Source organism: Pseudalkalibacillus sp. A8 (assembly GCF_045920555.1).
GTDB lineage: Bacteria > Bacillota > Bacilli > Bacillales > Fictibacillaceae > Pseudalkalibacillus.
This window is the reverse complement of sequence record NZ_CP174509.1, coordinates 2,624,296-2,648,303: the sequence shown is the minus strand read 5'-3', so window position 1 is coordinate 2,648,303 and position 24,008 is coordinate 2,624,296. Positions and strand designations below refer to the sequence as shown.

The 24,008-nt window shown below is 37.0% G+C and carries 25 protein-coding genes; 9 read left to right on the top strand and 16 right to left on the bottom strand.

Annotated features, from left to right (window positions below; all coding sequences use genetic code 11):
- Positions 1-38 precede the first annotated feature (38 nt).
- A complete protein-coding gene (gene purB / locus ACJROX_RS13740; protein WP_408011273.1) occupies positions 39-1,409 on the bottom strand; it encodes an adenylosuccinate lyase in 1,371 nt (456 codons plus the stop codon).
- A 181-nt stretch (positions 1,410-1,590) separates the two neighbouring features.
- Between purB and ACJROX_RS13735 the strand changes: the two genes are divergently transcribed.
- The 7 genes from ACJROX_RS13735 to ACJROX_RS13705 all read left to right on the top strand — a co-directional run bounded on the left by ACJROX_RS13735 (position 1,591) and on the right by ACJROX_RS13705 (position 8,048).
- Positions 1,591-2,280 carry a transcriptional regulator gene (locus tag ACJROX_RS13735; protein ID WP_408011272.1) on the top strand — a complete coding sequence of 230 codons (690 nt, stop codon included), beginning with the start codon at positions 1,591-1,593 and terminating at the stop codon, positions 2,278-2,280.
- 19 nt (positions 2,281-2,299) lie between these two features.
- On the top strand, positions 2,300-2,665 hold the full coding sequence (locus ACJROX_RS13730) for a Rid family detoxifying hydrolase (protein WP_408011271.1): 366 nt from the start codon (positions 2,300-2,302) through the stop codon (positions 2,663-2,665).
- Positions 2,646-3,743 carry a D-cysteine desulfhydrase family protein gene (locus ACJROX_RS13725; RefSeq protein ID WP_408011270.1) on the top strand — a complete coding sequence of 366 codons (1,098 nt, stop codon included), beginning with the start codon at positions 2,646-2,648 and terminating at the stop codon, positions 3,741-3,743. The genes ACJROX_RS13730 and ACJROX_RS13725 overlap by 20 nt, the downstream gene beginning before the upstream one ends.
- A 20-nt stretch (positions 3,744-3,763) precedes the next feature.
- Positions 3,764-4,756 carry a tripartite tricarboxylate transporter substrate binding protein gene (locus ACJROX_RS13720; protein ID WP_408011269.1) on the top strand — a complete coding sequence of 331 codons (993 nt, stop codon included), beginning with the start codon at positions 3,764-3,766 and terminating at the stop codon, positions 4,754-4,756.
- A 268-nt stretch (positions 4,757-5,024) separates the two neighbouring features.
- The gene (locus ACJROX_RS13715) at positions 5,025-5,459 is read left to right on the top strand and encodes a tripartite tricarboxylate transporter TctB family protein (protein WP_408011268.1); all 435 of its coding nucleotides are present in this window, start codon (positions 5,025-5,027) and stop codon (positions 5,457-5,459) included.
- A gap of 67 nt (positions 5,460-5,526) precedes the next feature.
- Positions 5,527-7,032 (top strand): tripartite tricarboxylate transporter permease, encoded by a 1,506-nt coding sequence (locus ACJROX_RS13710; RefSeq protein ID WP_408011267.1) that lies wholly within the window; start codon positions 5,527-5,529, stop codon positions 7,030-7,032.
- Between the two features lie 131 nt (positions 7,033-7,163).
- Positions 7,164-8,048, top strand: coding sequence for a dihydrodipicolinate synthase family protein (locus ACJROX_RS13705; RefSeq protein ID WP_408011266.1), 885 nt, complete (start codon positions 7,164-7,166; stop codon positions 8,046-8,048).
- Positions 8,049-8,242: 194 nt separating this feature from the next.
- Here ACJROX_RS13705 and ACJROX_RS13700 read toward each other — a convergent pair whose 3' ends face one another.
- From ACJROX_RS13700 to ACJROX_RS13670, 7 genes are all read right to left on the bottom strand, one after another.
- On the bottom strand, positions 8,243-8,371 hold the full coding sequence (locus ACJROX_RS13700; RefSeq protein WP_408011660.1) for a JAB domain-containing protein: 129 nt from the start codon (positions 8,369-8,371) through the stop codon (positions 8,243-8,245).
- A 428-nt stretch (positions 8,372-8,799) separates the two neighbouring features.
- Positions 8,800-9,252, bottom strand: a complete 453-nt coding sequence (locus ACJROX_RS13695) for a VOC family protein (RefSeq protein WP_026965279.1) — start codon at positions 9,250-9,252, stop codon at positions 8,800-8,802.
- A 410-nt stretch (positions 9,253-9,662) separates the two neighbouring features.
- Complete coding sequence (locus tag ACJROX_RS13690; RefSeq protein WP_408011265.1) at positions 9,663-10,514, bottom strand: IS3 family transposase; 852 nt, start codon at positions 10,512-10,514, stop codon at positions 9,663-9,665.
- Entirely contained in the window at positions 10,511-11,203 is a 693-nt protein-coding gene (locus tag ACJROX_RS13685; protein WP_408011264.1) for a helix-turn-helix domain-containing protein, read from the bottom strand. The genes ACJROX_RS13690 and ACJROX_RS13685 overlap by 4 nt, the downstream gene beginning before the upstream one ends.
- A gap of 125 nt (positions 11,204-11,328) precedes the next feature.
- Positions 11,329-11,685 carry a hypothetical protein gene (locus ACJROX_RS13680; protein ID WP_225068300.1) on the bottom strand — a complete coding sequence of 119 codons (357 nt, stop codon included), beginning with the start codon at positions 11,683-11,685 and terminating at the stop codon, positions 11,329-11,331.
- Between the two features lie 229 nt (positions 11,686-11,914).
- A complete protein-coding gene (locus ACJROX_RS13675) occupies positions 11,915-13,108 on the bottom strand; it encodes an IS110 family transposase (RefSeq protein ID WP_408011263.1) in 1,194 nt (397 codons plus the stop codon).
- A gap of 437 nt (positions 13,109-13,545) precedes the next feature.
- The gene (locus tag ACJROX_RS13670) at positions 13,546-14,088 is read right to left on the bottom strand and encodes a GNAT family N-acetyltransferase (RefSeq protein WP_408011262.1); all 543 of its coding nucleotides are present in this window, start codon (positions 14,086-14,088) and stop codon (positions 13,546-13,548) included.
- Between the two features lie 504 nt (positions 14,089-14,592).
- Between ACJROX_RS13670 and ACJROX_RS13665 the strand changes: the two genes are divergently transcribed.
- Together ACJROX_RS13665 and ACJROX_RS13660 are read left to right on the top strand one after the other, a co-directional pair.
- Positions 14,593-15,828 carry an IS110 family transposase gene (locus ACJROX_RS13665; RefSeq protein ID WP_408008343.1) on the top strand — a complete coding sequence of 412 codons (1,236 nt, stop codon included), beginning with the start codon at positions 14,593-14,595 and terminating at the stop codon, positions 15,826-15,828.
- An 858-nt stretch (positions 15,829-16,686) separates the two neighbouring features.
- Positions 16,687-17,493, top strand: a complete 807-nt coding sequence (locus tag ACJROX_RS13660; protein ID WP_408011261.1) for an ATP-dependent DNA ligase — start codon at positions 16,687-16,689, stop codon at positions 17,491-17,493.
- Between the two features lie 276 nt (positions 17,494-17,769).
- Here ACJROX_RS13660 and ACJROX_RS13655 read toward each other — a convergent pair whose 3' ends face one another.
- From ACJROX_RS13655 to ACJROX_RS13620, 8 genes are all read right to left on the bottom strand, one after another.
- Positions 17,770-18,489, bottom strand: a complete 720-nt coding sequence (locus ACJROX_RS13655; protein ID WP_408011260.1) for an SDR family oxidoreductase — start codon at positions 18,487-18,489, stop codon at positions 17,770-17,772.
- Positions 18,490-18,709: 220 nt separating this feature from the next.
- Positions 18,710-20,299, bottom strand: coding sequence for an AMP-binding protein (locus ACJROX_RS13650; RefSeq protein ID WP_408011259.1), 1,590 nt, complete (start codon positions 20,297-20,299; stop codon positions 18,710-18,712).
- 19 nt (positions 20,300-20,318) lie between these two features.
- A complete protein-coding gene (locus tag ACJROX_RS13645) occupies positions 20,319-20,783 on the bottom strand; it encodes a MaoC/PaaZ C-terminal domain-containing protein (protein WP_408011258.1) in 465 nt (154 codons plus the stop codon).
- Positions 20,784-20,797: 14 nt separating this feature from the next.
- The gene (locus tag ACJROX_RS13640) at positions 20,798-21,214 is read right to left on the bottom strand and encodes a Zn-ribbon domain-containing OB-fold protein (protein ID WP_408011257.1); all 417 of its coding nucleotides are present in this window, start codon (positions 21,212-21,214) and stop codon (positions 20,798-20,800) included.
- 13 nt (positions 21,215-21,227) lie between these two features.
- Positions 21,228-22,397: an acetyl-CoA acetyltransferase gene (locus ACJROX_RS13635; protein ID WP_408011256.1), complete on the bottom strand. Its 1,170-nt coding sequence runs from the start codon at positions 22,395-22,397 to the stop codon at positions 21,228-21,230.
- Between the two features lie 19 nt (positions 22,398-22,416).
- Positions 22,417-23,181 (bottom strand): SDR family NAD(P)-dependent oxidoreductase, encoded by a 765-nt coding sequence (locus tag ACJROX_RS13630; protein WP_408011659.1) that lies wholly within the window; start codon positions 23,179-23,181, stop codon positions 22,417-22,419.
- 24 nt (positions 23,182-23,205) lie between these two features.
- A complete protein-coding gene (locus tag ACJROX_RS13625; RefSeq protein ID WP_408011255.1) occupies positions 23,206-23,583 on the bottom strand; it encodes a MaoC/PaaZ C-terminal domain-containing protein in 378 nt (125 codons plus the stop codon).
- 26 nt (positions 23,584-23,609) lie between these two features.
- The gene (locus tag ACJROX_RS13620) at positions 23,610-23,999 is read right to left on the bottom strand and encodes a hypothetical protein (RefSeq protein WP_408011254.1); all 390 of its coding nucleotides are present in this window, start codon (positions 23,997-23,999) and stop codon (positions 23,610-23,612) included.
- Between the last annotated feature and the right edge of the window lie 9 nt (positions 24,000-24,008).

Below are 24,008 nucleotides of genomic sequence, written 5' to 3'. Positions count from 1 at the left end.
ATTCAGACACTCTGTTGAGTCACCCTCACTTCATTTACTTAGCATGCGGCTGCACTTAATAGTTCTTCAGTTTTTGCTACAACACGATCAGCATAATCTACAGAATATCCAACATAAGATGCATAATCGAATAATTTCTGTACTGCTTCTTCACTTAGGTTTTGTTTGATCTCTTCTTTTTCACTTAATAGTTCCTGAAGTGGACGATTTTGTTCGAAAGCTTCCATACATGCATCATAGACTAAGTCATGTGCAACTTGTCTACCAAGTGTTTCGCCAAGACTGATCATGATAGACTCTGACATAATTAATCCGTTTGTTAGGTCTAGGTTCTGTTTCATTCGATCTTCATTAACAATTAATCCTCTTAATACATCAATAGAAGAAGAAAGAGCAGATCCAGCTAACATACATACTTCTGGAAGGGTTTCCCATTCAGTTTGCCAAGAAATCATATCTCTTTCATGTTGATGGATCATCCCTTCAAGGAAAACAGGAACATTTTGACGGATTGTACGGGAAATTGTCACGATATTTTGAGTTTTAGAAGGATTTCTCTTATGTGGCATTGTACTACTTCCAACCTTACCTTTAGAGAATGGTTCTTCTAACTCACCAAATTCTGTCTTTTGAAGATGTACAACCTCATTAGCAATTTTTGCAAGGGTATGAGTTAAAATTGCTAGGAAACTAGCAAACTCTGTAAATGTATCTCTTGAAGCATGCCATGAAACAAGTGGATTGTTCAATTTCAATTCTTTCATAATTTCTTCTTGTAATTCTAAGCCTTTTTCTTTAATAGAAGCAAAAGTTCCAACAGCCCCTGAAAATTGGCCAGTAAATAATCTATCTTTTATTTCTTCTAAGCGTTCAGCATTGCGGTTCATTTCTTCTAACCAAACAGCTGCTTTATATCCAAACGTAATTGGTAAGCCGTGTTGACCATGTGTTCTACCAGGCATCACTGTATTACGATGCTTCTTAATTAACTCGACTAATGCTACTTGGATTTCTTTAATATCTTCTTCAACAACTTCAACAACTTCTCGGATTTGAAGAACATTTGCAGAATCCATAATATCTTGGGTTGTCGCACCCCAGTGAACATATTGACCAAGACCGTTTTCGCAACGATTAGTAAGTTGACGAACTAAAGGTACAATTGGGTGGCTAATGCCCTTGATTTCTTTACCCATTTCCTCTAAATCCATTAATTCAACTTTTGCTTTACTATTAATTTCATCAGAAGCCTCTTGAGGAATTATTCCAAGCTTTGCTTCAGCTCTTGCAAGAGCTGCCTCTACATCTAACCATTTTTGAACTAAATTTTTTTCTGAAAATATTTCCCTCATTTTTTCAGTACTAAATAGATGTTTGAATAAAATAGAATCATATACTGCTGATGCCATGTATATTTCCTCCTATATTTTTGATTTGATTTTGTCTAGTTCGAATTATAAGTATCCAAAAAAGTAAAGTCAATCAAATTTTCAAAAAATTTTTAATTGTCTCAAAAAAATTTGTAGACTAGTTTAGAAAATTGTGATAACTTAAAAAATAATTAAAATAGTTTTCAAAATTTAGGAGGAGGTGATTCAGATTTTAAAAGTATCGGAAAATATTAGCCCTAGGTTAAAGCCTTATATACCAATAGCTATCACACTTGTAAAACAATTTGGTTCTAATTTGGAAGTTGTAATTCATGATCTAACACAACCACACCAATCAGTTGTTGCCATTATCGGGAATGTTACTGATCGGGAACTGTATGCCCCCACAACCAACTATGTATTAAAACTATTAAAAAATCCCGGTGAGGAATCTAATGTATACAAAACTACGACGATGGATGGGAAGGAATTAAAATCTTCTACTACAATTATTAAAGATGATAACAATTTTATTGTTGGCTGCTTTTGCATCAATTTTTTAATTGAAGGTTTTTCTTCGACTATTAAAACTCTTACAGAGCTTTTTTTGAGTCCAGAAGAAAAAGAAGAGACAACCCATAACTATGAAAAATTCAATAACACTATCCACGATGTAGTTAATAGTATTTTAGAAGAAGTCATCGAGGATAGAAACGCTAACTTTGACAAAATCAGTCGCGAACAAAAAATTGATATTATTAGAGAACTAAATGAAAGAGGATTATTCCTTGTAAAAGGCGCGGTTGAGATTATCGCAGAAAAATTTGGCACATCGAAATACACTATCTATAACTATTTAGATAAAGTGAAAGATTCAAAACTAAGTAATCCACTGATTAAGTCTAGATAATCGTTTGGAGGACATACATATGTTATCAAATAAAATTCCAGCAGCTATTGGACCCTACAGTCACAAAATAAGAAGTAAAAATGATCTACTATTTATTTCGGGACAAATTCCGATAGATCCCGAAACGAATGAACTTGTAGAAGGTGGTGTAGTTGAACAAACTCAGCAATGCCTAGAAAATTTAAAAGCGATTCTGAATAGTGAAGGAATGGATTATTCTAATCTATTAAAAGTAACCATTTATTGTACAGATATGGCAAACTTCCAAGCCATTAATGAAGTATATGCAGGTGTTCTTGATGGTCCTCCACCAGCTCGAGCTGTCGTAGGAATTAATGCTTTACCAAAAGGGGCATTGGTCGAAATTGAAGGAATTGCAAATTGAAAAAAATGAGGTGTTAAATGTGACCATTGATTGGAAAGAAATCCCTAGAGTTAAGTTGGCTAATTTACCAACGAAACTAGAAGAAATGAATAAACTAACAGAAAAATTAAATGGTCCTCAATTGTATATCAAAAGAGATGATGAAACTGGTCTTGCCTTTGGCGGTAATAAAGTTCGCAAATTGGAGTTTATTTTAGCCGATGCAATTCAACAAGGGGCCGAAATCATTATTACCTCAGGTGGAGCCCAAACAAACCACGGCCGCTTAACCGCAGCGGCTGCTGTGAAACTTGGATTAAAGCCTGTCATTGTCTTAACGGATATGGAGCCTGACGAATATAAAGGAAATTTATTACTTGACTATTTATTAGGTACGGAACTCCACTTTGTGTATGGAGACCCAAACTTACCGAAAGTGGAAAGGGCGATGCAATCTCGTCTGAAGGGAAATGAAAAAGTTGAAGAAATCAGGGAGTATTATGAGAAGAAAGGAAAAAAATGCTATGTTGTGCCAAGAGGTGGTAGATCTATTCAAGGTACTTTAGGCTATCTGCTTGCTACTCTGGAAATCTATGAACAAGTAATTAATCAACAATTAAACATTGATTATATTGTGACCCCTACTGGCTCAACCAGTACATTGGGATCTCTCCTTATTGGAAGCAAACTATTTAATACTGGTATCAAACCCATCGGAATTAGTGTTTCTAGAGGTGCTGAAGAAATAAAAGATCTCGTAATGGAACAAATTGAATTAGTAGTTAATCATTTCAACTTAAATATTTCTATTGATCGCGAAGAAATTGTTGTTTTTGATGACTATATTGGACCAGGCTATGCAATCCCTTCTGAAAGTGGAATTGAAGCAATTAAACTTTTAAGTAGTACAGAAAGCATTTTTGTAGATCAAAACTATACTGGTAAAGCGATGGCGGGTTTAATTGATTTAGTTAGAAAAAAATATTTCACTGAAAATCATAGCGTACTCTTTCTACACACAGGTGGGAATCCAGCCTTATTCTCAATAGAGGACCAACTTTTAAGAATAAACTCTGAAAGCGCAATCAATTCAATTTAATTTTAAAGGGAGGCAATTTTATGAAAAGGTTATATTTATTTTTAGTTTCTTTACTAACGATTCTTCTTATTTTAGCAGGTTGTGGAAGTAACTCAACTTCATCTGATTCAGCTTCAGGAGAAAGCGAAGTAGTAGAATTCCCAACGAAAGACCTTAAAGTTGTTGTTCCATTCTCTCCAGGTGGAGCTGTCGATGTAACAAACCGTCTAATTGCTAAATATGCGCCTGATTATATTAATGGACATGAAATGATCATTGAGAATAAAGATGGCGGTGGCGGTGTTGTTGGACAAACATATGGTGCAAATGCTGCCCCTGATGGATACACAATCACTGGATTTACTTCTTCTGTTGTAAGTAACCCACTAACAACTGAGACATCTTATACACATGAATCTTTTACACCAATTGCACAGTATATGTTTGACCCAGAAGTCGTAGTTGTCAAGAGCGATTCTAAATTTGAAACATTAGAAGACTTTATTGAAGGTGCTAAAACTGAAACATTAGATATGGTAACGCCTGGTCACTCCACTTCCCATCATACAGCAGCAGTAATTCTTGCAGATGAGCAAGGTTTAAACTTTAAATATGTACACACTGGTGGTGGAGCTGAGCAATTACAACAGATCTTAGGTGATCACGTTGATGTTGCGATGATGACTTATGGTGAGGTTCAAAACCAGTATAAAGATGGTTCTGTAAGAATCCTAGGAGTCATGGGTGAAGAAAGAAGCGAAGCACTGCCAGATGTTCCGACATTTAAAGAAGTTGGAATCGACATGGTCTATGGACCATTCCGTGGTATCGCTGTTCCTAAAGACACTCCGGAAGATGTTGTAAAGGCTCTAGATGAAATCTATAAAAATATTCTTACTGATGAAGGTTTTGTAAAAGAAATGGCTACAGCTGGATATATAGTAACTTACAGTGATTCTGCAAAATTCCAGGAAACGATTAGTAACGAATATGATTTCATTCAAAAAGCATTACCGTTATTACAGGCAGAATAATTTCACTAAGAGATAGCTAATATGTAAATTTAATAAAACACATATGTTCATCATATTACGATATGACAACTAGGTTTTCCCAAACAAACAGCAGTTCTACAATTGTAGACAGTTCCCATATTGGGATGGACATATGTGTGTTTTCTGTTTATTTCTTACAACCTTTGAATGGGGGGTAAGTAGTAGCTATTAATTAAAGATATACATTGATTTTATTAATAGAATAGATCAAATAACTTTACCCTATTCTCATTATAAGGAGGTTCTTATGGTTACTTGGAAAAATGATCTAATATTATCTGTATTTCTCCTCATTCTAAGTGTTTTTGTTTATGCCAAATCACTAAAAATGCCAACTAATGCAGGAGAATTTCCTATTCTTCTATCGATTGTTTTAGGTATTCTATCTATCCTCCTATTATTCTCTTCCTTTAAAAAGAAGAAACAAGATGCAGGGTCGATTAAATATACTAATATTCAATACATCTTTTTAGGGATTATCGCGATGCTAATCTATAGCGTTATTCTATCCTATTTAGGTTACTTATTATCCACCCTTTTCCTATTTCTATCTATATTATTTCTCATTGGGTACAGAAAAAAAACATTCGGTGTTTTAATAGGAGTTATTATTGTCGTAGCAATTTTTGCTATTTTTAAAATAGCACTAAATGTTCCACTACCAGAAGGTCTCTTTTATTAATTGAATATAATACGTGCTTTTTTTATGTTTGTCAATAAAGCAATATGGATATATAGGAGGGGAGAAAATGGAAGCATTAACGATTGGAATGTCCGAAATATTTACTTTTGGGAACTTATTTGCGCTTTTTGCTGGTGTTGCTATCGGTCTTGTAGTTGGTACTTTACCCGGGTTGAATGATAATATTACAATCGCGATCCTCATTCCAATAACATTTGGAATGGATCCACAAATAGGAATGATGCTTCTAGTTGGAATATACTGTGCAACATGTTTTGGAGGTTCCTTTCCAGCCATTTTATTAAAAATACCTGGAACTGCATCATCTATCGTTACCACATTTGATGGTTATGAAATGGCGAAAAGAGGAGAGCCAGGAAAAGCGCTTGGAATTTCCACTGTAGCTTCCACAATTGGAGGACTCATTAGTGGTATCATTCTAATAACATTAGCACCAGTCTTAGCTGCACAGGCTCTTAAATTTGGTCCAGTTGAATACACTGCTCTTACTCTATTAGGATTAAGTACTGTTGTTGGAATGGCGAAAGGAAACGTTATTAAAAGTTCAATCGCGGTGATCCTCGGATTACTGATTGCTGTCATTGGTATGAGTCCACAAACAGGTACAGTTCGGTTTACATTTGGTTCCTACAATTTACTAGATGGAATTCCTTTGATCCCGTTATTAATTGGTCTTTTTGGGGTTACATCTGTTTTTGAAATACTAGAAAAACACGTAAAAGAAAATGGCGAAAAAAGACTATTACCAAAAGTAACACGTATTTTACCTGATCGTAAGTTATTTAAGCGAATTTTCCCTACGACAGCTTTTTCCGGTTTATTCGGAAGTGTCATAGGGGTTCTTCCAGGTGCGGGTATGATTATGGCCGTTTATATGGCATACGATCAAACATCTCGTCATTATAAAGATAAAAGAGGTAAATTTGGAACAGGTGTTCCTGAAGGGATTGCTGCTCCAGAAGCTGCAAATAATGCTGTTGTTGCCAGTTCCATGGTTCCATTAGTATCACTTGGTATCCCAGGAAACTCTGTTTCTGCTTTGTTTATCGGTGCCTTAATGATTCATGGTCTTCAACCAGGACCATCTTTATTTTCCGAACATCCACAGATTGCTTATTTATTATTGGGTGGATTCTTGGTAGCATATATCTTTATTTTCCCATTAGGTATCGTAATGGCTAGATTTTTAACAGGAACCATTTTGAAGTTACCTCAGCCTGTATTAGCAGCCATGATATCATGTCTATGTTTTACTGGTGTATTTGCTTACCGAAACAATACCTTTGATATTTGGATTGCCATAGCATTTGGTGTTATTGGATATATCTTAAACAAGATTAATATTCCAATCTCAGCCCTTGTCTTAGCCGTTGTTCTTGGTGCATTAATTGAAAAAAGCTTTCAACAGAGTATGGTATTATCTGATGGAAGTTGGATGATCTTCATAACTCAACCAATCAGCTTAGTTTTATTAATCGTTTCAGCAATCTTTATTTTATTACCATTAATTGGTCCGACCTTTAAACGAAAAAAGGTAGCCTTGGAAAAGTAATAGTTTTTTGATCCTGCCAAAAAACCCAAGTGGTCATGGAGCATATGATAATTTAGTTGCTTTGCAATTCAGTCTAAAAAGGCAGATGATACTGTTCGTAAATATAATAATTTGATTGGAGTGTAAGAAGGATGTCAATGAATTTTCACGGAATAATTCCGTATTTAGTCAGCCCGATCGATCAAAGTACTGGTAGTGTCAAAAAGAAAGTACTTACCCAACTAGTAAAAGATTTATTAGCAAAAGGTGTTCACGGTCTTAGCCCCTTAGGGAGCACGGGGGAGGTACATTATCTAACGTCGAATCAAAAATCTGAGATCGTTCGGACGGTCGTTGATGCAGCAGAGGGGAAAGTACCAGTAATTCCTGGGGTAACTGCATACACGCCTGCAGAAGCAATTGAGCAAATTAATCATTTTGAGAAACTCGGAGTAGATGGTGTTGTGATCATCTTAAACACGTATTTCACTCTTTCTAAGAGGGATATCCTTGATTTCTTTAAAACAGTCGCGAGGTCTGTATCATGCCCAATCGTTTTATATAACAATCCAAAATTTAGTAGTGTCGATCTTACTCCTGAAATTGTTATTGAGCTTGCTCAAGAGCCGAATATTAGTTATTTCAAGGATGCTACTGGTAACACAGGACGTTTATTATCCATCATTAATCAAGCTGGAGATCAAATTAAAATATTCAGTGCCTCTGCACATATTCCTGTATTTGTAATGCAGCTTGGAGGTGTAGGTTGGATGGCAGGTCCAGCTTGTATATTCCCAGAACAATCTGTCCATTTATATAACTTAGCTTCTTGTGGCCGTTGGGAGGAGGCTTTAGAGGCTCAAAAACAATTATGGAGTGCAAACGAAATATTCCAGAAATATAATCTTGCTACTTGTATTAAAGCAGGACTAGAAATTCAAGGATATGACGTTGGAGATCCAATACCTCCTTTAAAATTATTGGATAGAAATGCTCTAGATATCATTAAAGGTGTACTAAGGCGTACTAGCCTTTAGAGGTAATAAAAATCTAATGTGTTTATTTCAAAGCTACACTGCGATCTGGCTTTTTATTAAACTGTCCATAAATTAAGGCATCAAAAATACCTTGCAAATCCATATTTTACGATAAATAAAAAAGAATGGAAGGAGACTAGCTCCTTCCAAGTTATTATACATATCCTTTTTCTTTCAAGCTGGTATACCCAGCGTTAGCATTGACGACGAGATGATCCAGAACTCAATCCCATCCATCCTGATTCCACCATTCGATTTGTTACTTCGATATCCTCTCTAGAAGGGGTTGTGTCTTGGGAAGGATGGAAAAGGACATGTTTGATTTAGAGCAGTTCGGTGACACCTAAATGAATTTAGTTTGATTAAAAAATCTCACAAACCCACTTTTACGTTAAACATAAAGAATCCATTTTGAAACAAGATTGGTCAAAATAGATTCTTTTCTAAGAGATTTAAGTTTCGGTTTAATAAAAAAATTTGATCCTTTTCTTCCTTTGATGTTCAACAATCGCGCCCTTTTATTGAATAAGAATTTTCTTAAAATCGAGACGGATTGGCATATAACGTTTTCGCATTCACGAACCCTGCTTCTTCTCCTGGCGACCAAGGGGCTCGGAGAGTCCCGCTGCGTGAATGCTGTGTTATATAACGTACCCGACTTCTTCGAGTTACTTTCACACTGCTTTTCTGTTTCAATTTTTACTTCAGTAATGTATATTTCAGTAAAGGCTTTTTATAAAACGTCACTTACTTATTTGTTACCGAGTTGTTCCGCCAAACCGATTAGAAGTCCTTCGGTTCCACGAATGTAGCAGAGCCGATACGAGTCCTCGTACTGAACCACTTCGCCAACGAGCTGAGCACCATACTTAGTGAGTCTGGATACCATTTCGTCAATGTCTTCAACGGTGAACATGACGCGTAGATAACCGAGGGCGTTTACAGGAGCAGTCCGGTGATCTGATATAGTAGGTGGGGTGAGAAATCGCGAAAGTTCAAGTCGGCTGTGGCCATCTGGGGTAACCATCATAGCAATCTCTACGCACTGAGAACCCAATCCGGTTACGCGACCAGCCCATTCACCTTCGACAGTGGCTCGCCCTTCGAGGTTCAAGCCAATCTCCTCGAAGAAAGAGATTGCGTCATCAAGGGATTCTACAACGATGCCGACATTGTCCATTCTTAGTAATTTGTTTTTTGCCATAGTTTTATCTCCTTATGTGTAAAAATTTATTATCTGATCATCTTCATAATTATTCTGTTACAAATTCCTTCCAAACAAAAAACACCTTATCACAGTTCATGATAACAAATAAAAGTCACAGTATAGGAAAATGTGAAATTGGGTTTTCGGGTATGTCATATAACATCTTGTTAACAACACTTCGTAAACCCTCTACTATTGGAATATTTGCGAACCTTATTTCGTGAATGCCATCATGTTCAAATTCAAAAATTCGATACCGTAGATGCTATTCGATAAAACAACTTCGACTTCCCCACAAAATATTCCTGCCCTGTACTCCATTAAATGGCCTATACATGAAGAAAGAGCGCAATTCACTACTTCTGAACTGCACCCTGTAAAGTAGACAGGCGAAATAAATAAAAATATTAAGCAGCCTTACTTCGATATTCCATCGGTGTAAGGTTGTTTAAATTCTCCTGAAACCTTTCATGATTGTAAAAATACATATAATCATCAATGTCTTCTTTAAGTTCTGTAAATGTTTCATAACGATTAAGGTGATATTTTTCCGATTTTAATGCTCCAAAGAAACCTTCAATACAGGCATTATCTAAACAGCGTCCCACTCTAGACATGCTTTGAATCATACCAGCTTCACGAATCATTTTCCCGAATATTTTAGAGGTATATTGAAACCCACGATCACTATGAATCATCGTCCCAATAGGGTTCTCTTTTAAAATGGCACCCTGAATCGTCTTAAAGACTAGCTGGTTATTGTTGCTTTTTCCTACTTCGTAATGAATGATCATGTTTTCGTGTAGATCTAAAATGGCACTTAAATAGGCTTTTTGACCATTACCATAGATCATTTCCGTCACATCTGTAACCCACTTTTCGTTAAGCTTGGTTGTTTTAAAATCACGATCTAATACGTTTTCATGTATTTGTTCAGGTTTATATTTTCGATGGACTTTCTTTCTTCGAATAACGCTTTTGATTTGTGCTATTTTCATGAGTCGCAAGACTCGTTTTTTGTTTATTGCTTTCTTTATCGTTCTATTCAAGAAGATCGTCATTCTCCTATAGCCATAAATTCCTTGCCGTTTCTCATGTTCTCGTTTCATTAAGGAGATGAGATATTCGTTTTCTTTTTCTCTTTCCGGAACATCTCTTTTAAGCCACTTATAAAATCCTGCTTTAGAAACGCCTGCAATTTCACATAGTAAAACAACAGGGAATGTACGTGATAAGTCTCGTATAGTACGGTATTTCACTTGATTTCTTCCTTGCCTTCGAGCTCTTCTAACTTTTTTAAAAAGGCATTCTCAGCTTCCAGTCTTCGCATTTTAATCTCTTGTTCTTTTATTCTTTGCTTAAGCTTTTCTTCTTCTGTGAGAGGTTTTCCCTTTTTTTGCCCTCTTTTATCTTCGAGTGCATCAATACCACCTTCATCAAATTTTTTCACCCATGAATAAACCTGTTGGTAACTAGCCCCAAACTTATCGGCAGTCAGATGATAGTCGTTATTGTATTCATGGTAATATCGTACAATTTCAATCTTTTCCTCTAAATTAAACCTTTTTGTGTTTTGTTTTCTATGTTTCTTCTGCGAAGAAGAGCGAGCTCTAACTTTTAATCTACCATTTTTATAGGCTTCAACCCACCGCATTAATACGGAACGAGAGGAAATATTATATTTTATAACAATTTCATCGTATGATCCTTCTCCATTTAAATACTCATTAACAGCTGTAATTTGTGTTTCTAAAGAATATCGTGTGTTCTTCTTTCTTGGCATCAATCCATCAACACCATATTTATTATAAAAATGGACCCATTTATATATGTCTGAAGTGGAGAGTCCTAACTTTTTCGATAGAGTCAGAACGGATTCATCTCCAGAATTTACTTTCATAACGATTTCTAATTTATCTTCTAAACTATTTTTAGACCTTTTGGACATACAAAATGCTCCCCTCAAGCAACGATGGTTGTTTTAATTTTACCATTGTCTACTTTAAGGGGAGCATATCACTTCAGAATCGCGCCTGTTTCAGGAATAACTTGCATGCTGGGTTTATTTAATTCCTATTTTCGTGGATTAACTCTGAGGATCGTTCCACAGGGATCCGAAATCCAGTAACCCTCTGAGTTCTCGTGTACCTCCACTTCGTCTCTTCTATTAATGTGATTCTTATGTAAATACTCTGCTGCTATCTTCACATTGTCTGTCTGAATCTCCAGCCATACATCTTGTTGAGAATAATTTTCCATACAATCCAACCACAGTGTGGCGTCACCAAACTGAAAGGCATGTGATTCAGACATGAAGCCTAAATATGGTAGCTTTATCACTTCCTTATAAAAATGCACCGTCTCGCTGTATTTGAATTTAGGAATCTTTAGAGCAATGTTATTTCCACCTTTGAATTCTCCCCTTGTCATTTCCAAACAGACTACCTCCTTTATTTTTATCTTTACTATACCATCTGCTACTTTTTTCCGTTTCTTCCAGATTGCTTTTTTTCATGCCGATCTTCAACAATACCAGCTAATAAGAGGTCAATAGCTAAGGTGAAATTCTTTTTATAAACATGATACAATAAAAAATGACATACCAAATAACCTCCCTAATGCTAATGGAAGGTTATGGAAATATGTTTATGTGTTAACCTTATACAAAGGTTTCTTTACGTTTAAGCATATAATATAACCAATGGATGAGTTTGTTCATGCAGGCTCCCATAACGACCTTGTGGGGTTTCCCCTCTTCTCGTTTCCTTTGGTAATAAGCGATGAGTTTTGGGTTGCGAGACTTGCGTAAACCGCATTGCACAGCGCTATACAAATCCTGACGCAACTTACTTGAACCACGCTTGGTCATTCGGTTTTGGGTTGCTTTAAATTTTCCTGATTCATGAACTCTGGGGTCAATCCCTGAAAAAGCAACTAACTTCTTTGGGTGATGAAAGCGATCGATTTCCCCAACTTCAGACAGGATTGTTGCCGCAATCTTGTCCCCGATTCCTGGGATTGATCGTATTAAATCATATTCATACAATTCTTGAGCCTGGGCATCTATCTCTTCCTTTAATACAGATAGATGCTTTTGGTATTCCAACAGAAGATGAATGTACATCTGTAAACTGATGATTTGGCTTTGGTAGAGCGTCCGTTGAAATGGATCCTGCCTGGCTGCCTCTTTCAACTGTTCAGCCTTCGTCATTGCCCACGCATAAGACCTCGTATGACAGTGCGTTTTAATACGTTCTCCTAATGTCACGCTATCCTCAGCCAAAACCTTTTCTGGTGTAGGAAAATCCAAAAGGAGCGTCAACGAAACCCTTGAATAGATATGTCCAAACACCTTTTTGTACTCAGGAAATAGCTGGTCTAATACGGTTTGAAACTTTAATTTCACTTGGACATAAGAGTCCGTTAACGCATCATGTTGTCTTGTTAGATGACGTAGGTTTAAGGTTTGAACACTTTTTCTCTGATAAGGTTCTAAATCTTCTTTATAGTACAACTCACATAAATGAGCCGCATCCAAAGCATCTGTTTTGACCTTTCTCATCCCCGTTTGCTTTGCCCCATGAGATACAATGGGATTCACGAGATAATACACGATATCATGCTTATCAAAGTACTGTGTCACAGGTTCATGATAATGCCCTGTCGATTCTAAAATCACCGTAGGTGATTGACGTCCTTCTCTTTCTACTTCTTTGTAAAAAGCGTGGAATTGCATAAACCCATCCGTATTATGCTTAAATTTAAAGCTCTTTTTATAAGGCTTCTTTCTTTGTAAATACGCCTGAATCTGGCTTTCTTCTTTCGCTACATCCAGACCGATGACTGGATCCATTCTCGAACCACTCCAATTCTCCCATTTCGCCGGTGCCTCTATCCCCTTGTAGTTTCATATCTTCGCTTGTTATACGAGATCGTTCAGAAACGTCCCAACCAGCCTCACACATGTTTCTACAAGTAGAGGGGAACAGTTTTGTGGACGGGATCATTCAAGTCCCACTGGCCCGTTCGTTCTCCTCCGGCTACTCATATTAAACCATGAAAAATGGCCAACCAGAAAATAACTGGTTGACCTCATAATACGATCTGGCCCGATTATGGAATATCAGGATAGGCAACCGTAGTTGAAACATGTATCTAAATTGATTAATACGTTTTGTTTTAATAATTATACTGTTTTCATTAGTATCTTTATATAAAATTGTTGTTCAAAAAGAGAATACCTTAAGATTGAAACCAAGGAGCTCAATTGCCAGGCTCCTTGGTTCATCTTTACTGCTGCTGGTATTCGTTTCGTAGGATACTCATCAGGATGCGGTCATACTTCTGACCGTCCCGCAGCACTGACTCCCGCATCGTACCTTCTACTTGGAATCCAACTTTCTGGTAAGCATGGATTGCTCTTTTGTTGTAACTAATGACATCTAGTCCGATTCGATGTAAATTCAGTTCGTAGAACCCATACCTTAAAATCAACCGCAACGCATCGGTTCCGTAGCCTTTGTCCCGAAAGTTTGGATCTCCAATACCAATTGCCATTTTTCCACATTGATTATTCCATTCGATACTGAACAAAGCAACAAATCCAATAAGAATGTCATTTTCGAGCGTCCGCAAACGAAATTCCATGCTATTTGAAGTTTTCTCGCTCGATTTCTCGAATGATTCAACCGATCTTGGCATAGCGAAGTCGGTATCTAAGTTCCTTAGATATTCCGGATCTTCACTCCATAACGCCAACGTCTTAGAATCTTCGGGACGGCAAGCACACAAGCGAACCAATTGCCCACAGAAAAGAGAACTGATACTCGACACTGTTTTCCTCCATTTCTTACAAACGGGGGCAGGTTCATTAATAAGCGCCCCCTGATTACAGTTGTATTTCGAACCGTATGGAATTCAGGACGGCAAACATTGGCACACACTCCTTTCTCATCTTACAATGACTTACCTCAGAAAAATAGTCTCCAACTGCTAAGAATTTAGGCTGCTCGCATATACTATTGATCGCATCATATTCAACCTGCTGCGGTTAGTTGAAAAATACCTTGTTCAACAAAAGCGCCCTTCGTATTATAAGGTCAGCCAGAAAATATTTCTGGTTGACCATTTTTTATATGGTCTTATTATAACAGTAGCCAGGGTAGAACGTAAGCGCCCGTGGGACTTAGATCCCGTCTGTTAAACCGTTCACCCCCTACTGGTAGAAACATGTTTAAGGCTGGTTGGGACCTAGATCTCGTATAACAAGCGAAGCTATGATACTACTAGGAGGAATTAGGGGTTACTGGCAAGTTCAATTTGAGGAGGAGATTGAGAATGAATCCAGTCGTTGGTCTGGATGTATCAAAAGGAGAAAGTGAAGTTCAGGCTTTTTTAGATAAGGGGAAACCTTACGGTAAAAGTTTTAGTATCAAGCATGATCTTGATGGGCTAGGATCATTACTTGAGTTTCTGGATGGTATAAAAGATAAAACTGGTATTCAACCTTCGGTTGTTTTAGAAGCTACTGGACATTACCATGCGCCAGTTGTTCAGTTTCTAGATGAACATCGCTATTTATTAATTATCGTTAATCCTTTGATCTCTCACAGAGCCAAAAGTGCTAGTTTACGAAAAGTTAAAACCGATGCCATTGATGCCTATCGCCTTTGTGAGCTTTACTACAAAGAGGATTTAGAGCCATATAAAAAACGTGGTATTCAACTCTTAAACCTTCGTAATCTTACAAGGCAACATGAGAATATGACAGGAATATATGTTCAAAACAAGCTGCAATTTCAAGCAGTACTAGATCAAATCTTTCCTGAATACAGAGGGGTTTTTGGTGACTTATATTCGGTTGTGTCTTTGCTTATTTTAAAAGAATTCCCAGCATCAGTAGATATTTTAGCCGTCAGCGAAGATACGCTGGCAAATAAAATCAAGGAATTCTGTAAAAGTCGTTCAAAGAAATGGTCAGAAGAGAAAGCTCAAAAACTTAAGGAAGCAGCAGCACGGAATCCGTTTCAAAAGACACTATATCAGAGTCATTTACTGAGTCTTAGTATGTATATTAATATGCTTCTTCAATACAAAGAGCATCTATCAGATTTGGAAGCTGAGATAGATACTCTCGCAAAGGAAATTGAAGAATATAAGATAATCCAATCTATCCCTGGTATCGGAGAAAAAATCGCTGCCACGATCATTTCTGAAATTGGTGAGATAGATCGGTTTAATCACCCAAAAAAGCTTGTCGCATTCGCTGGAGTTGATCCAGAAGTGTTTGAATCAGGAAAATTTAAAGCTACTCTCGTTCGGATTACAAAACGTGGATCAAGTAGGTTGCGGCACGCCTTATATATGGCAGTTCGATCTGGTATTCGTGACTGTCGTAAACAGAAAACAACGGATGAAATCATCCCTAGAAACAAAAGATTAAGAGCGTTTTACGATAAGAAGCGTGAGGAAGGCAAACTTTATAAAGTAGCCGTTATTGCTTGTGTAAATAAGCTCTTACATTGGATTTATGCCATATTAAAAAACAGAACCACTTTCCAAGATATAGCCTAATTAAGATTTCCATCTAAATATGACAAAACCTTCCAATCATTAGTTATGGAAGGTTATTTGGCATGCGCATTTCTAGTGTAACATGAAGTATTATAAGTTTTCATTGAAAAATGTTGACAAACTATTAGCTGGTTTAACGGAAGACTCGATTTCAAGATAATCTTAAAAGGGAACTTACCTATTTTACTTCGTACTCCAAAAATAAATCTTGCAAATCCCCGTTAATTAAATCATCGGTTCCTTCTAAAATCATTTTAATTTCAAATTCCATCTTTTTTGCCCCACATACTCAATCTATTTCTTATTATCCATTATTCCATTAAAACGCCCTTTTCTGGAATAACTTAAAATTCAATTTAACAATAAAAAACCTGTTTTAATCCAGTTTTCGTTTGCATATTACGAACATTTGTTCTTATGATTGAAATGTACTATACAAAACGGTGAGGTGAATTAAAATGCAGTTTTCAAAATTCAATTGGGACTCGTTACGTGTGGAGCGTAATTTTAGCGGGAAACCTTATCATTTATCTTTTATTTGTGTTGTTAATAACACCCCTTGTTTATTCTAGATTAGGAAAGAGAAAAGCTGGGAAATCCATTACATAGCCCATGCATATGAAAATTGTGAGTATTGTGGGCAGGTTACCATGTATTCCACATGCAAGATGTTTTCATCTTCGTTAAAAGGAAAGGAAGAAAAACTTTTTAAGTGGGTACGAATACATAGAAGGAATTAGAATCTATGATTAAGTAAAAATAATCAGGATTTATTTTAAAACCCCCTAAAATTACCAACATCATTCTCCTAACAACATTTATGGAACCTTTGCTAAAATATAGCCTAGGTGAGACATCATGTTTATTAATCCAATGCTTCTACAAACAAGAAAAAAAGCTTTTAATGATTCGGATTTCATCTATGAAATGAAACTGGATGGTTTTAGAGGTATCTTTAGTCTAATCAACGAAACGCCTACTTTATATACACGTCACAATAACATTGTGACAGACCGATTCCCTGAATTATGGAATGTCCCATTTAAGGAAGATATCGTCCTAGACGGAGAGGTCGTTTGCTTCAATCCTCTAACAAAACAAATAGATTTTGAAGGTGTCATGGAACGCTTCCTAACAAAAAACAAACAGAAAATCACACAAAGAGCGATAGCCCAACCAGCTAACTTCGTAGTATTTGATATCTTATTTTATAAGGGCGAGGAACTTCGAAAGCTCCCCTTAATAGAACGAAAAGTTATTCTGGATGAAGTAATAAAGGATAACCAAACCTTTTCCAAAATCAGGTTTATTGAGGGAGACGGCGTATCCTACTTTGAAGCAATAAAAAAAGCGAACCTTGAAGGAATGGTCGCTAAATATAAAAACAGTGTCTACCAACCGATCCGGTCCAACCAATGGTTAAAGATTATCAATTGGCAGTACACGGATGTCTTTATAACAGGTTATAAAAAAGATCAAACCGGCTGGCTTGCATCGATTGAAGAAGACCATCGAATGAAACCAGTCGGTGTAATTGAATATGGAGTTTCACCCGATGAGCGTAAGGCTTTTTATCAAGTTTCCAAATCACTGATTACCCATGAGGATCAACAAAGGGTTTACCTGGACCCCGCCATCCGTGCGAAGGTGAAATTCCGAAATTGACCAAAAAGGGGTTACTAAGGACGCCAGTATTTGAGGAATTTATTATATAGTTTGATAGATGCCTCTCTAAACAAAAAACAAAAGCTCACAACCCAAAAAGATTGGAAAAGCAAAAAGAATGGAAGGAGACTAGCTCCTTCCAAATTATTATACATGTCATTTTTTTCGTATTGAGATACATAACAAAGAAATAAAATGAATTAAATTTACAAGGTATCCCTTCTCCTATATTTTTAGGGTTTAAACGAACTTTCCCATCTTTATGAATTCTTCCATTCAATATTTTTGCCCAACGGGACGAATAACAATTTCACTCACATTTACATGATCTGGTTGTTGTATTGCATAGATAACAGCATTGGCTATGTCTATTGGTGATAACGGCTTAAACTTTCTTTGATTAATTTTTTCCTGGATTGATTTCTCAGTAACATGTTTTAGTATGTTGGTTTGGACGACCCCAGGACTTATCGTTGTTACCCTAACATTCCATTCGGATATTTCTTGTCGTATCCCTTCAGAGAATGATCGCACAGCGCTTTTTGTGGCGCTGTAGACGACTCTTTCAGGTAAAACTCTTAGCCCGGCTAATGAGGCGATATTGATGATATGACCTTCATTAAATTCTTTTATCCAGTCAATGAATTGATAGGTATTATAAATTAAACCTCTTAAATTTACATTTATCATTTCCTCCCAGCCGTCTTTTTCACCTGCTTCCACTTTTGATAGATACATGACCCCTGCATTATTGATAAGAACATCAACTCTTTTAAAGTCCGCTTTTATCGTATGATAAAAGTGCTTAATATTATCCTTATCTGTGACATCTAATACAAAACAAAAAACATGCTTATTCTTAGCATATAATTCCTGCAATTTCTCTTGATTTCGGCCAGTTGCTATTACATCAAAACCTTTATCGGATAGCCGGTTTGTCACTTCCTTACCAATACCACTTGTAGCTCCTGTAACAATGGCAATTTTATTTGGCATTTTCTTCCCTCCATGGTTTATGATTTTGATTATATAAGTAGAAAAGAAATAAAAACATTAGGTGTATCTAAAAAACATTCGAAGCCTCTAAAAAAATGAATGGATTGTATCCAAATGATAAAATAACAATAAATAGGGATGAACATTAGTAAATGCTAAAGTCTCTTATCCTTAAATTTGGATAAGAGACTTAGATTTTAAAATCTTTGATTTTCGTACACTACCTTTTCTCATACTCCTTATAAATCGAATTTTCCCGATCCCATGTTTTTTGGGTGATCCCTCTCAACTTCAGCTTAGATCTTTCGATTTTTTGAGTCGGAGTTTTAGGCAGCTCATCATATAATTCGATATACCGGGGAACAAGATAATGAGCCATATTCTCTACACAATAGGTGATGATTTCGGTGTAACTGAGTTTTTTTCCTCGTTTGAATACAATACAAAGTTTTACCTCGTCTTCTCCTACTTCAGAAGGAACAGGAACTGCTGCACTCTCTTTGATGGCTTCGTGTCCATTAATAATACTTTCAACTTCCCATGGTGAAATATTTTCACCCTTTCTCCTTATTGATTCGACTTTCCTGCCTTCAAAATAAAGATAACCTTCCTCATCTTGATACACGAAGTCCCCGCTTTTTAACCATCCATCTTGAATTTTTTCTTTTGTAGCTTCTGGATTTTTATAATAGCCTTTAAAGAAGTCTTCAGGATCCTTTGTTCGATATAATAGCTCACCAATTGCGTTTTTGGTACATTCATTGCCCTTTTCGTTGAGGATTTTCACTTCATAATTCGTCTTTACCTTCCCAACAGAACCAGGTTTTGTACCTGTGGTCACTGTCCCGCCTTCAGTAGCGCCATAATATTCGATAATTTGAAGGTTAAATCGCTTTTCAAACTCCATCCATACCTTCGGATCTTTTGGTGCTCCACACCCGTAGCAATATTGAACGGCATTGTCTTTATCGAAAGAGGATTCCTGCTTTTTCAATAAAATGGAGATCATTGCCCCGATATAACAAAACCAATTTGCATCGTATTTTTGGATATCCTCCCAAAAACGACTTGCAGAAAATTTTTGACTTAGAACGCAAGACGCTCCTTCAAGAAGACACATGAAGAACATCGTTTGGGCTAACCCATGAAATAATGGTAAACAGATATACATTGTATCAGCTTTGGTAAAACCAATTGTTTTGGCTGGTGTATTATCAAATTTATTATGGGTCCATATAACCCCTTTTGGTGGACCGGTTGTACCAGATGTATAAATAATCTCCATAGTATCCAGCGGATCAATTTGAGGGTATCTGAATTCCAAAGTAACAGATTGATGTGGTAATGCCTTTTCGACCGAAATGAACGTTTGCTGCTGTGAATTATGGATTGTCTCTTTCCCAGAAAAGTTGATCGTGAATACACTTGTAAGCTTCTCAAGGTTTCGTGCAATTTCAGCAAAGTTTTCTTTAAACGTAACATCTAAAAGTAGATGTTTCGCATCACAATGATTTAGAATATACTTCAAACCCTCACTAATTTTGTTATAGTTAACGGGAACAGGTACTGCACCTAGTTTTATAAGCGCAACTAAATTTATCGCACAGATATCATTGTTCGGTACCAGTAATGCCACTTTATCCCCTTTATGAACACCATGATTATAATAAAAATTGGCATACTGATTGACTATTTCATTAAATAACTTAAATGTATACACTTTGTCCTGATAGTATAAACAGATGCTATCAAGGTTTTCCTCAACTACCTGATCCAATCTTTCTCCAATGGACAAATAATGTCTGCTCATGTTCCACCTCTTATCAGAACTAAGATTTTTCTATTTGTTTTCTATAGACCATAATTAAGTGCTTGCCTTCCTGTACAATTTCATCGTTTTGATTAAGAACCTTTCTATTCCACACTAATATCCCACGGTCCTCTTTACTCGTTTCCCGTTTATCCTCAACTTCGATTTCAACATGAATTGTATCTCCAATAAAAACCGGTTTTTTAAACTTCCAATCCGATATACCTAAAAAGGCTAAAATTGCTATTCTTGGATGGACAATTGTTGTGGTCATACCGGATTGCATCGCTAAAACTAGAACACCATGAGCGATCCTAGTACCAAAGATACTATCCTTCATATATTCCTCATCAATGTGCAAGCGGTTATAATCACTGGTCAATCCGGCAAAAGTCATAATATCACTTTCTGTAATTGTCCGACCCCCGGTTTCATATTTTTCACCTATCTGGATATCCTCAAAATATTTTAGCTGCTCACCCATGTTATTCTTCCTTTCTATGCATATCGAGGTTCAAATTTGGGGTAAATAAACCCTTCCTCATCGACGAATGTAACTTTTACCTTCATACCACATTGCACTTTTTCTATATCGACATTGATTATATGTGTCATCATCCGTACCCCTTCATTTAACTCAACCATAGCCACAACGTATGGGACATCCTTGGTGAACGCCGGGCTAACCGGTTTTCGTACAATAGTGTAGGAATAAACTGTACCTATCCCTTGACTTTCAACCCAACTGATTTTTTCCGATGTACAATAAGGGCAAATGATTCTAGGGTAAAAGATATATTCATAGCATTCATCACATTGCTGTATCATCAATTTTTTATCCTTGCATGATTGCCAAAAGATCTTGGAGTCCTCATCTACAACCGGTGTCGGTTTTTTCATCTCGCTTAGGCTCATCATCATTCTCCCTTCATACACCTAAGATACAAGTAGCGGAGGAGGACAATTGCCCACCCGTTCCACTAACTAACGCTATTTTTGCATCCGAGACCTGTCTAACCCCGCACTCTCCTCTTAATTGCCTAACTGCTTCAATTAAAAGAAAAATCCCATACATACCAGGATGGCAATAAGACAGCCCCCCACCGTTGGTGTTTAACGGAAATTCCCCTCCGGGAGCTGTACGCTGATTGAATACAAAACTTCCACCTTCGCCTGGTTTACAAAAACCTAACGATTCAAGCGTCAATAAAACTGTAATCGTAAAAGAATCATAGATTTCTGCAACATCAATTTCATCATGGGAAACACCAGCCATTTCGAATGCGGATTTCCCAGACTTTGCCGCAGGTGTTACCGTAAAATCAGGCATAGAATGAATGGACCAATGGGTATGGCTTTCACCATGCCCCAATAACCAAACGGGCTTCTTTTTACAATCCTTTATAACTTCCGGACTCACGAGCACGACTGCACCAGCACCATCAGTTACTAAGCAGCAGTCCATTAAATGTAAAGGATCACTGATGGTCGGGGAATTCAAAACATCCTCGATTGTAATTTCTTCTCTAAATGTTGCTTTTTCATTTAAATTAGCCCATTTCCTAGTCGATACCGCTATTTCTGCCAAATCCTCAGATGTTGTCCCATATTGATACATATGTCTTGTAGCTGCCATGGCATATGCTCCTAATGGTGCAGGCATCCCCCACGGAGTTTCATACTGTTGGCTTAAATTGGACGGCCTACCGCCTAATGATCTGGACTGCTCAGACTTTTGGGTACTTCCATATAAAATAAGTGCCACTTTACACAATCCTGCTTTCATCGCTGCAGCAGCATGCCCGATGTGTGCCTCAAAGGAGGAGCCGCCAATTTGGGTTGAGTCTGAATATTTAGGCTCTATCCCTAAATATTCTGCAACACTCAATGTTGGAAAAACACCGGCACCACCAGGCTGTATCCAAAGTCCGGAAACAAACAATCCATCAACATCTTTTATACTTAAGCCAGCATCGTCTAGCGCATTCTTTGCAGCCCTTGCCTGGATCTGCATTACCGATTCATTGTTTAATACACACCCATTCTCTAGATCCACATCCCCTACACCGACGATTGCTGCGGACTGATATAGACTCATAAAAATTCCTCCTCGATCTTTAAACCGTTGTCTTTCCTGCAACATATAAAATCTGGCCGGTGATAAAGCTAGATTCATCGGAGCTTAAGAAGGCAATTGCATTTGAAACATCTTGTGGGGTTCCTACGCGTTTGATAGAATTGGCCTCAATTGCGTTATTTTTTATTTCCTCATAGGGAATGCCTGTCTTTTCAGAGATCGCTTTGGTCATGTCCGTCTCAATAAAGCCTGGAGCAACCGCATTGACATTAATTCCAAAAGGACCAAGTTCTATGGCCATCGTTCTAGTCATTCCCTGGAGACCAGCTTTTGCAGCTGAATAATTGGTTTGACCTCGATTCCCAAGGGCAGATCTAGATGATAGCATTACGATTTTTCCGTATTTCTGCTGAACCATGTATTTTTGCGCTTCCCTTGAACATAAGAAAGCGCCTTTTAAATGGGTTTGAATGACCGAATCCCAATCGTTATCGGACATTTTAAAAAGAAGCGAATCACGTGTGATCCCTGCGTTATTTACTAAAATATCGATACGACCAAATTTCCGATCGATTACTTCAAAGCATTTTTTTACATCGTCCCCATTAGTAACATCACACGTCAGGGCAATTACTTCCCCCCCATCATTTCGGATATTAGAAGCGACCCGTTCTGCTCCTTCTTTATTCATATCTAAAATGGCAACTTTGGCACCTTCATCGGCAAACTGTTTCGCTGAAGCCTCTCCAATTCCTTGACCAGCTCCTGTAACAACCGCTACTTTTTCTTCAAATCTAAACATTATCTTCACCTCTGAAATATTATTAGTCTATGAATAATTTGTTGAGAAATGGCCGATTATCGCTTTACATCCATCACTTTTCATTACTTTAAAGTCAATGTATTGGTTATTTCCTCGAGTAAGTTGTATTGTAAATTCCTCATCGGCAAATACTGGATTGATAAATGTACTTTTTACCTGATAATCAATAAATTCTTTATTATGATCATCTTTGTTGAATTCGTTTAGTTCTTTTTCGACTAACGTCAACAGATAGATCCCATGTACCAATGTTCTCTTAAAAACTGTACCTTTTACGTAATCGGGATTCGTATGGATCTTCCCAGTCCCCCCGCTTAGTTCGGCATATTTATTTAGACTTAATTGATCTACAGAATAGGTATTGCTTGTATAGTTTTCTACCAAAGCAACTCACTCCTTTAATCTACGATCTAACTGGTAAGCCCGACCAATTGGGTGGAAAGCAGTCGGCAATACAACTTATCTTTTAGTGAGTACGTCGTTTCATAGATTAAGTAGTTTTTATCTTTTTTAACATATTTATTTTTTACAGTAACTTTGACTGTAAATTGATCGCCTACCTTCGGTTTGTTATAGTAACTAGCTTCTTGCTTAAGATGAACGGTTCCATTTACAAATCTTCCGCCAATAGCTTCAAACAGCGGCGTATAAATCAGGAAAACCGATGGCAATACGGGTTGATTCTCTACATAGGTTCCTCCGACCAGTTCAACATAAGGTCTTGCTACCTCTTCAGAAATGGTGTATGTTGTTATGAATTCGTCACCGATACTAAAATCGTCAAAATGATAAAAATTCATGACTCCTCC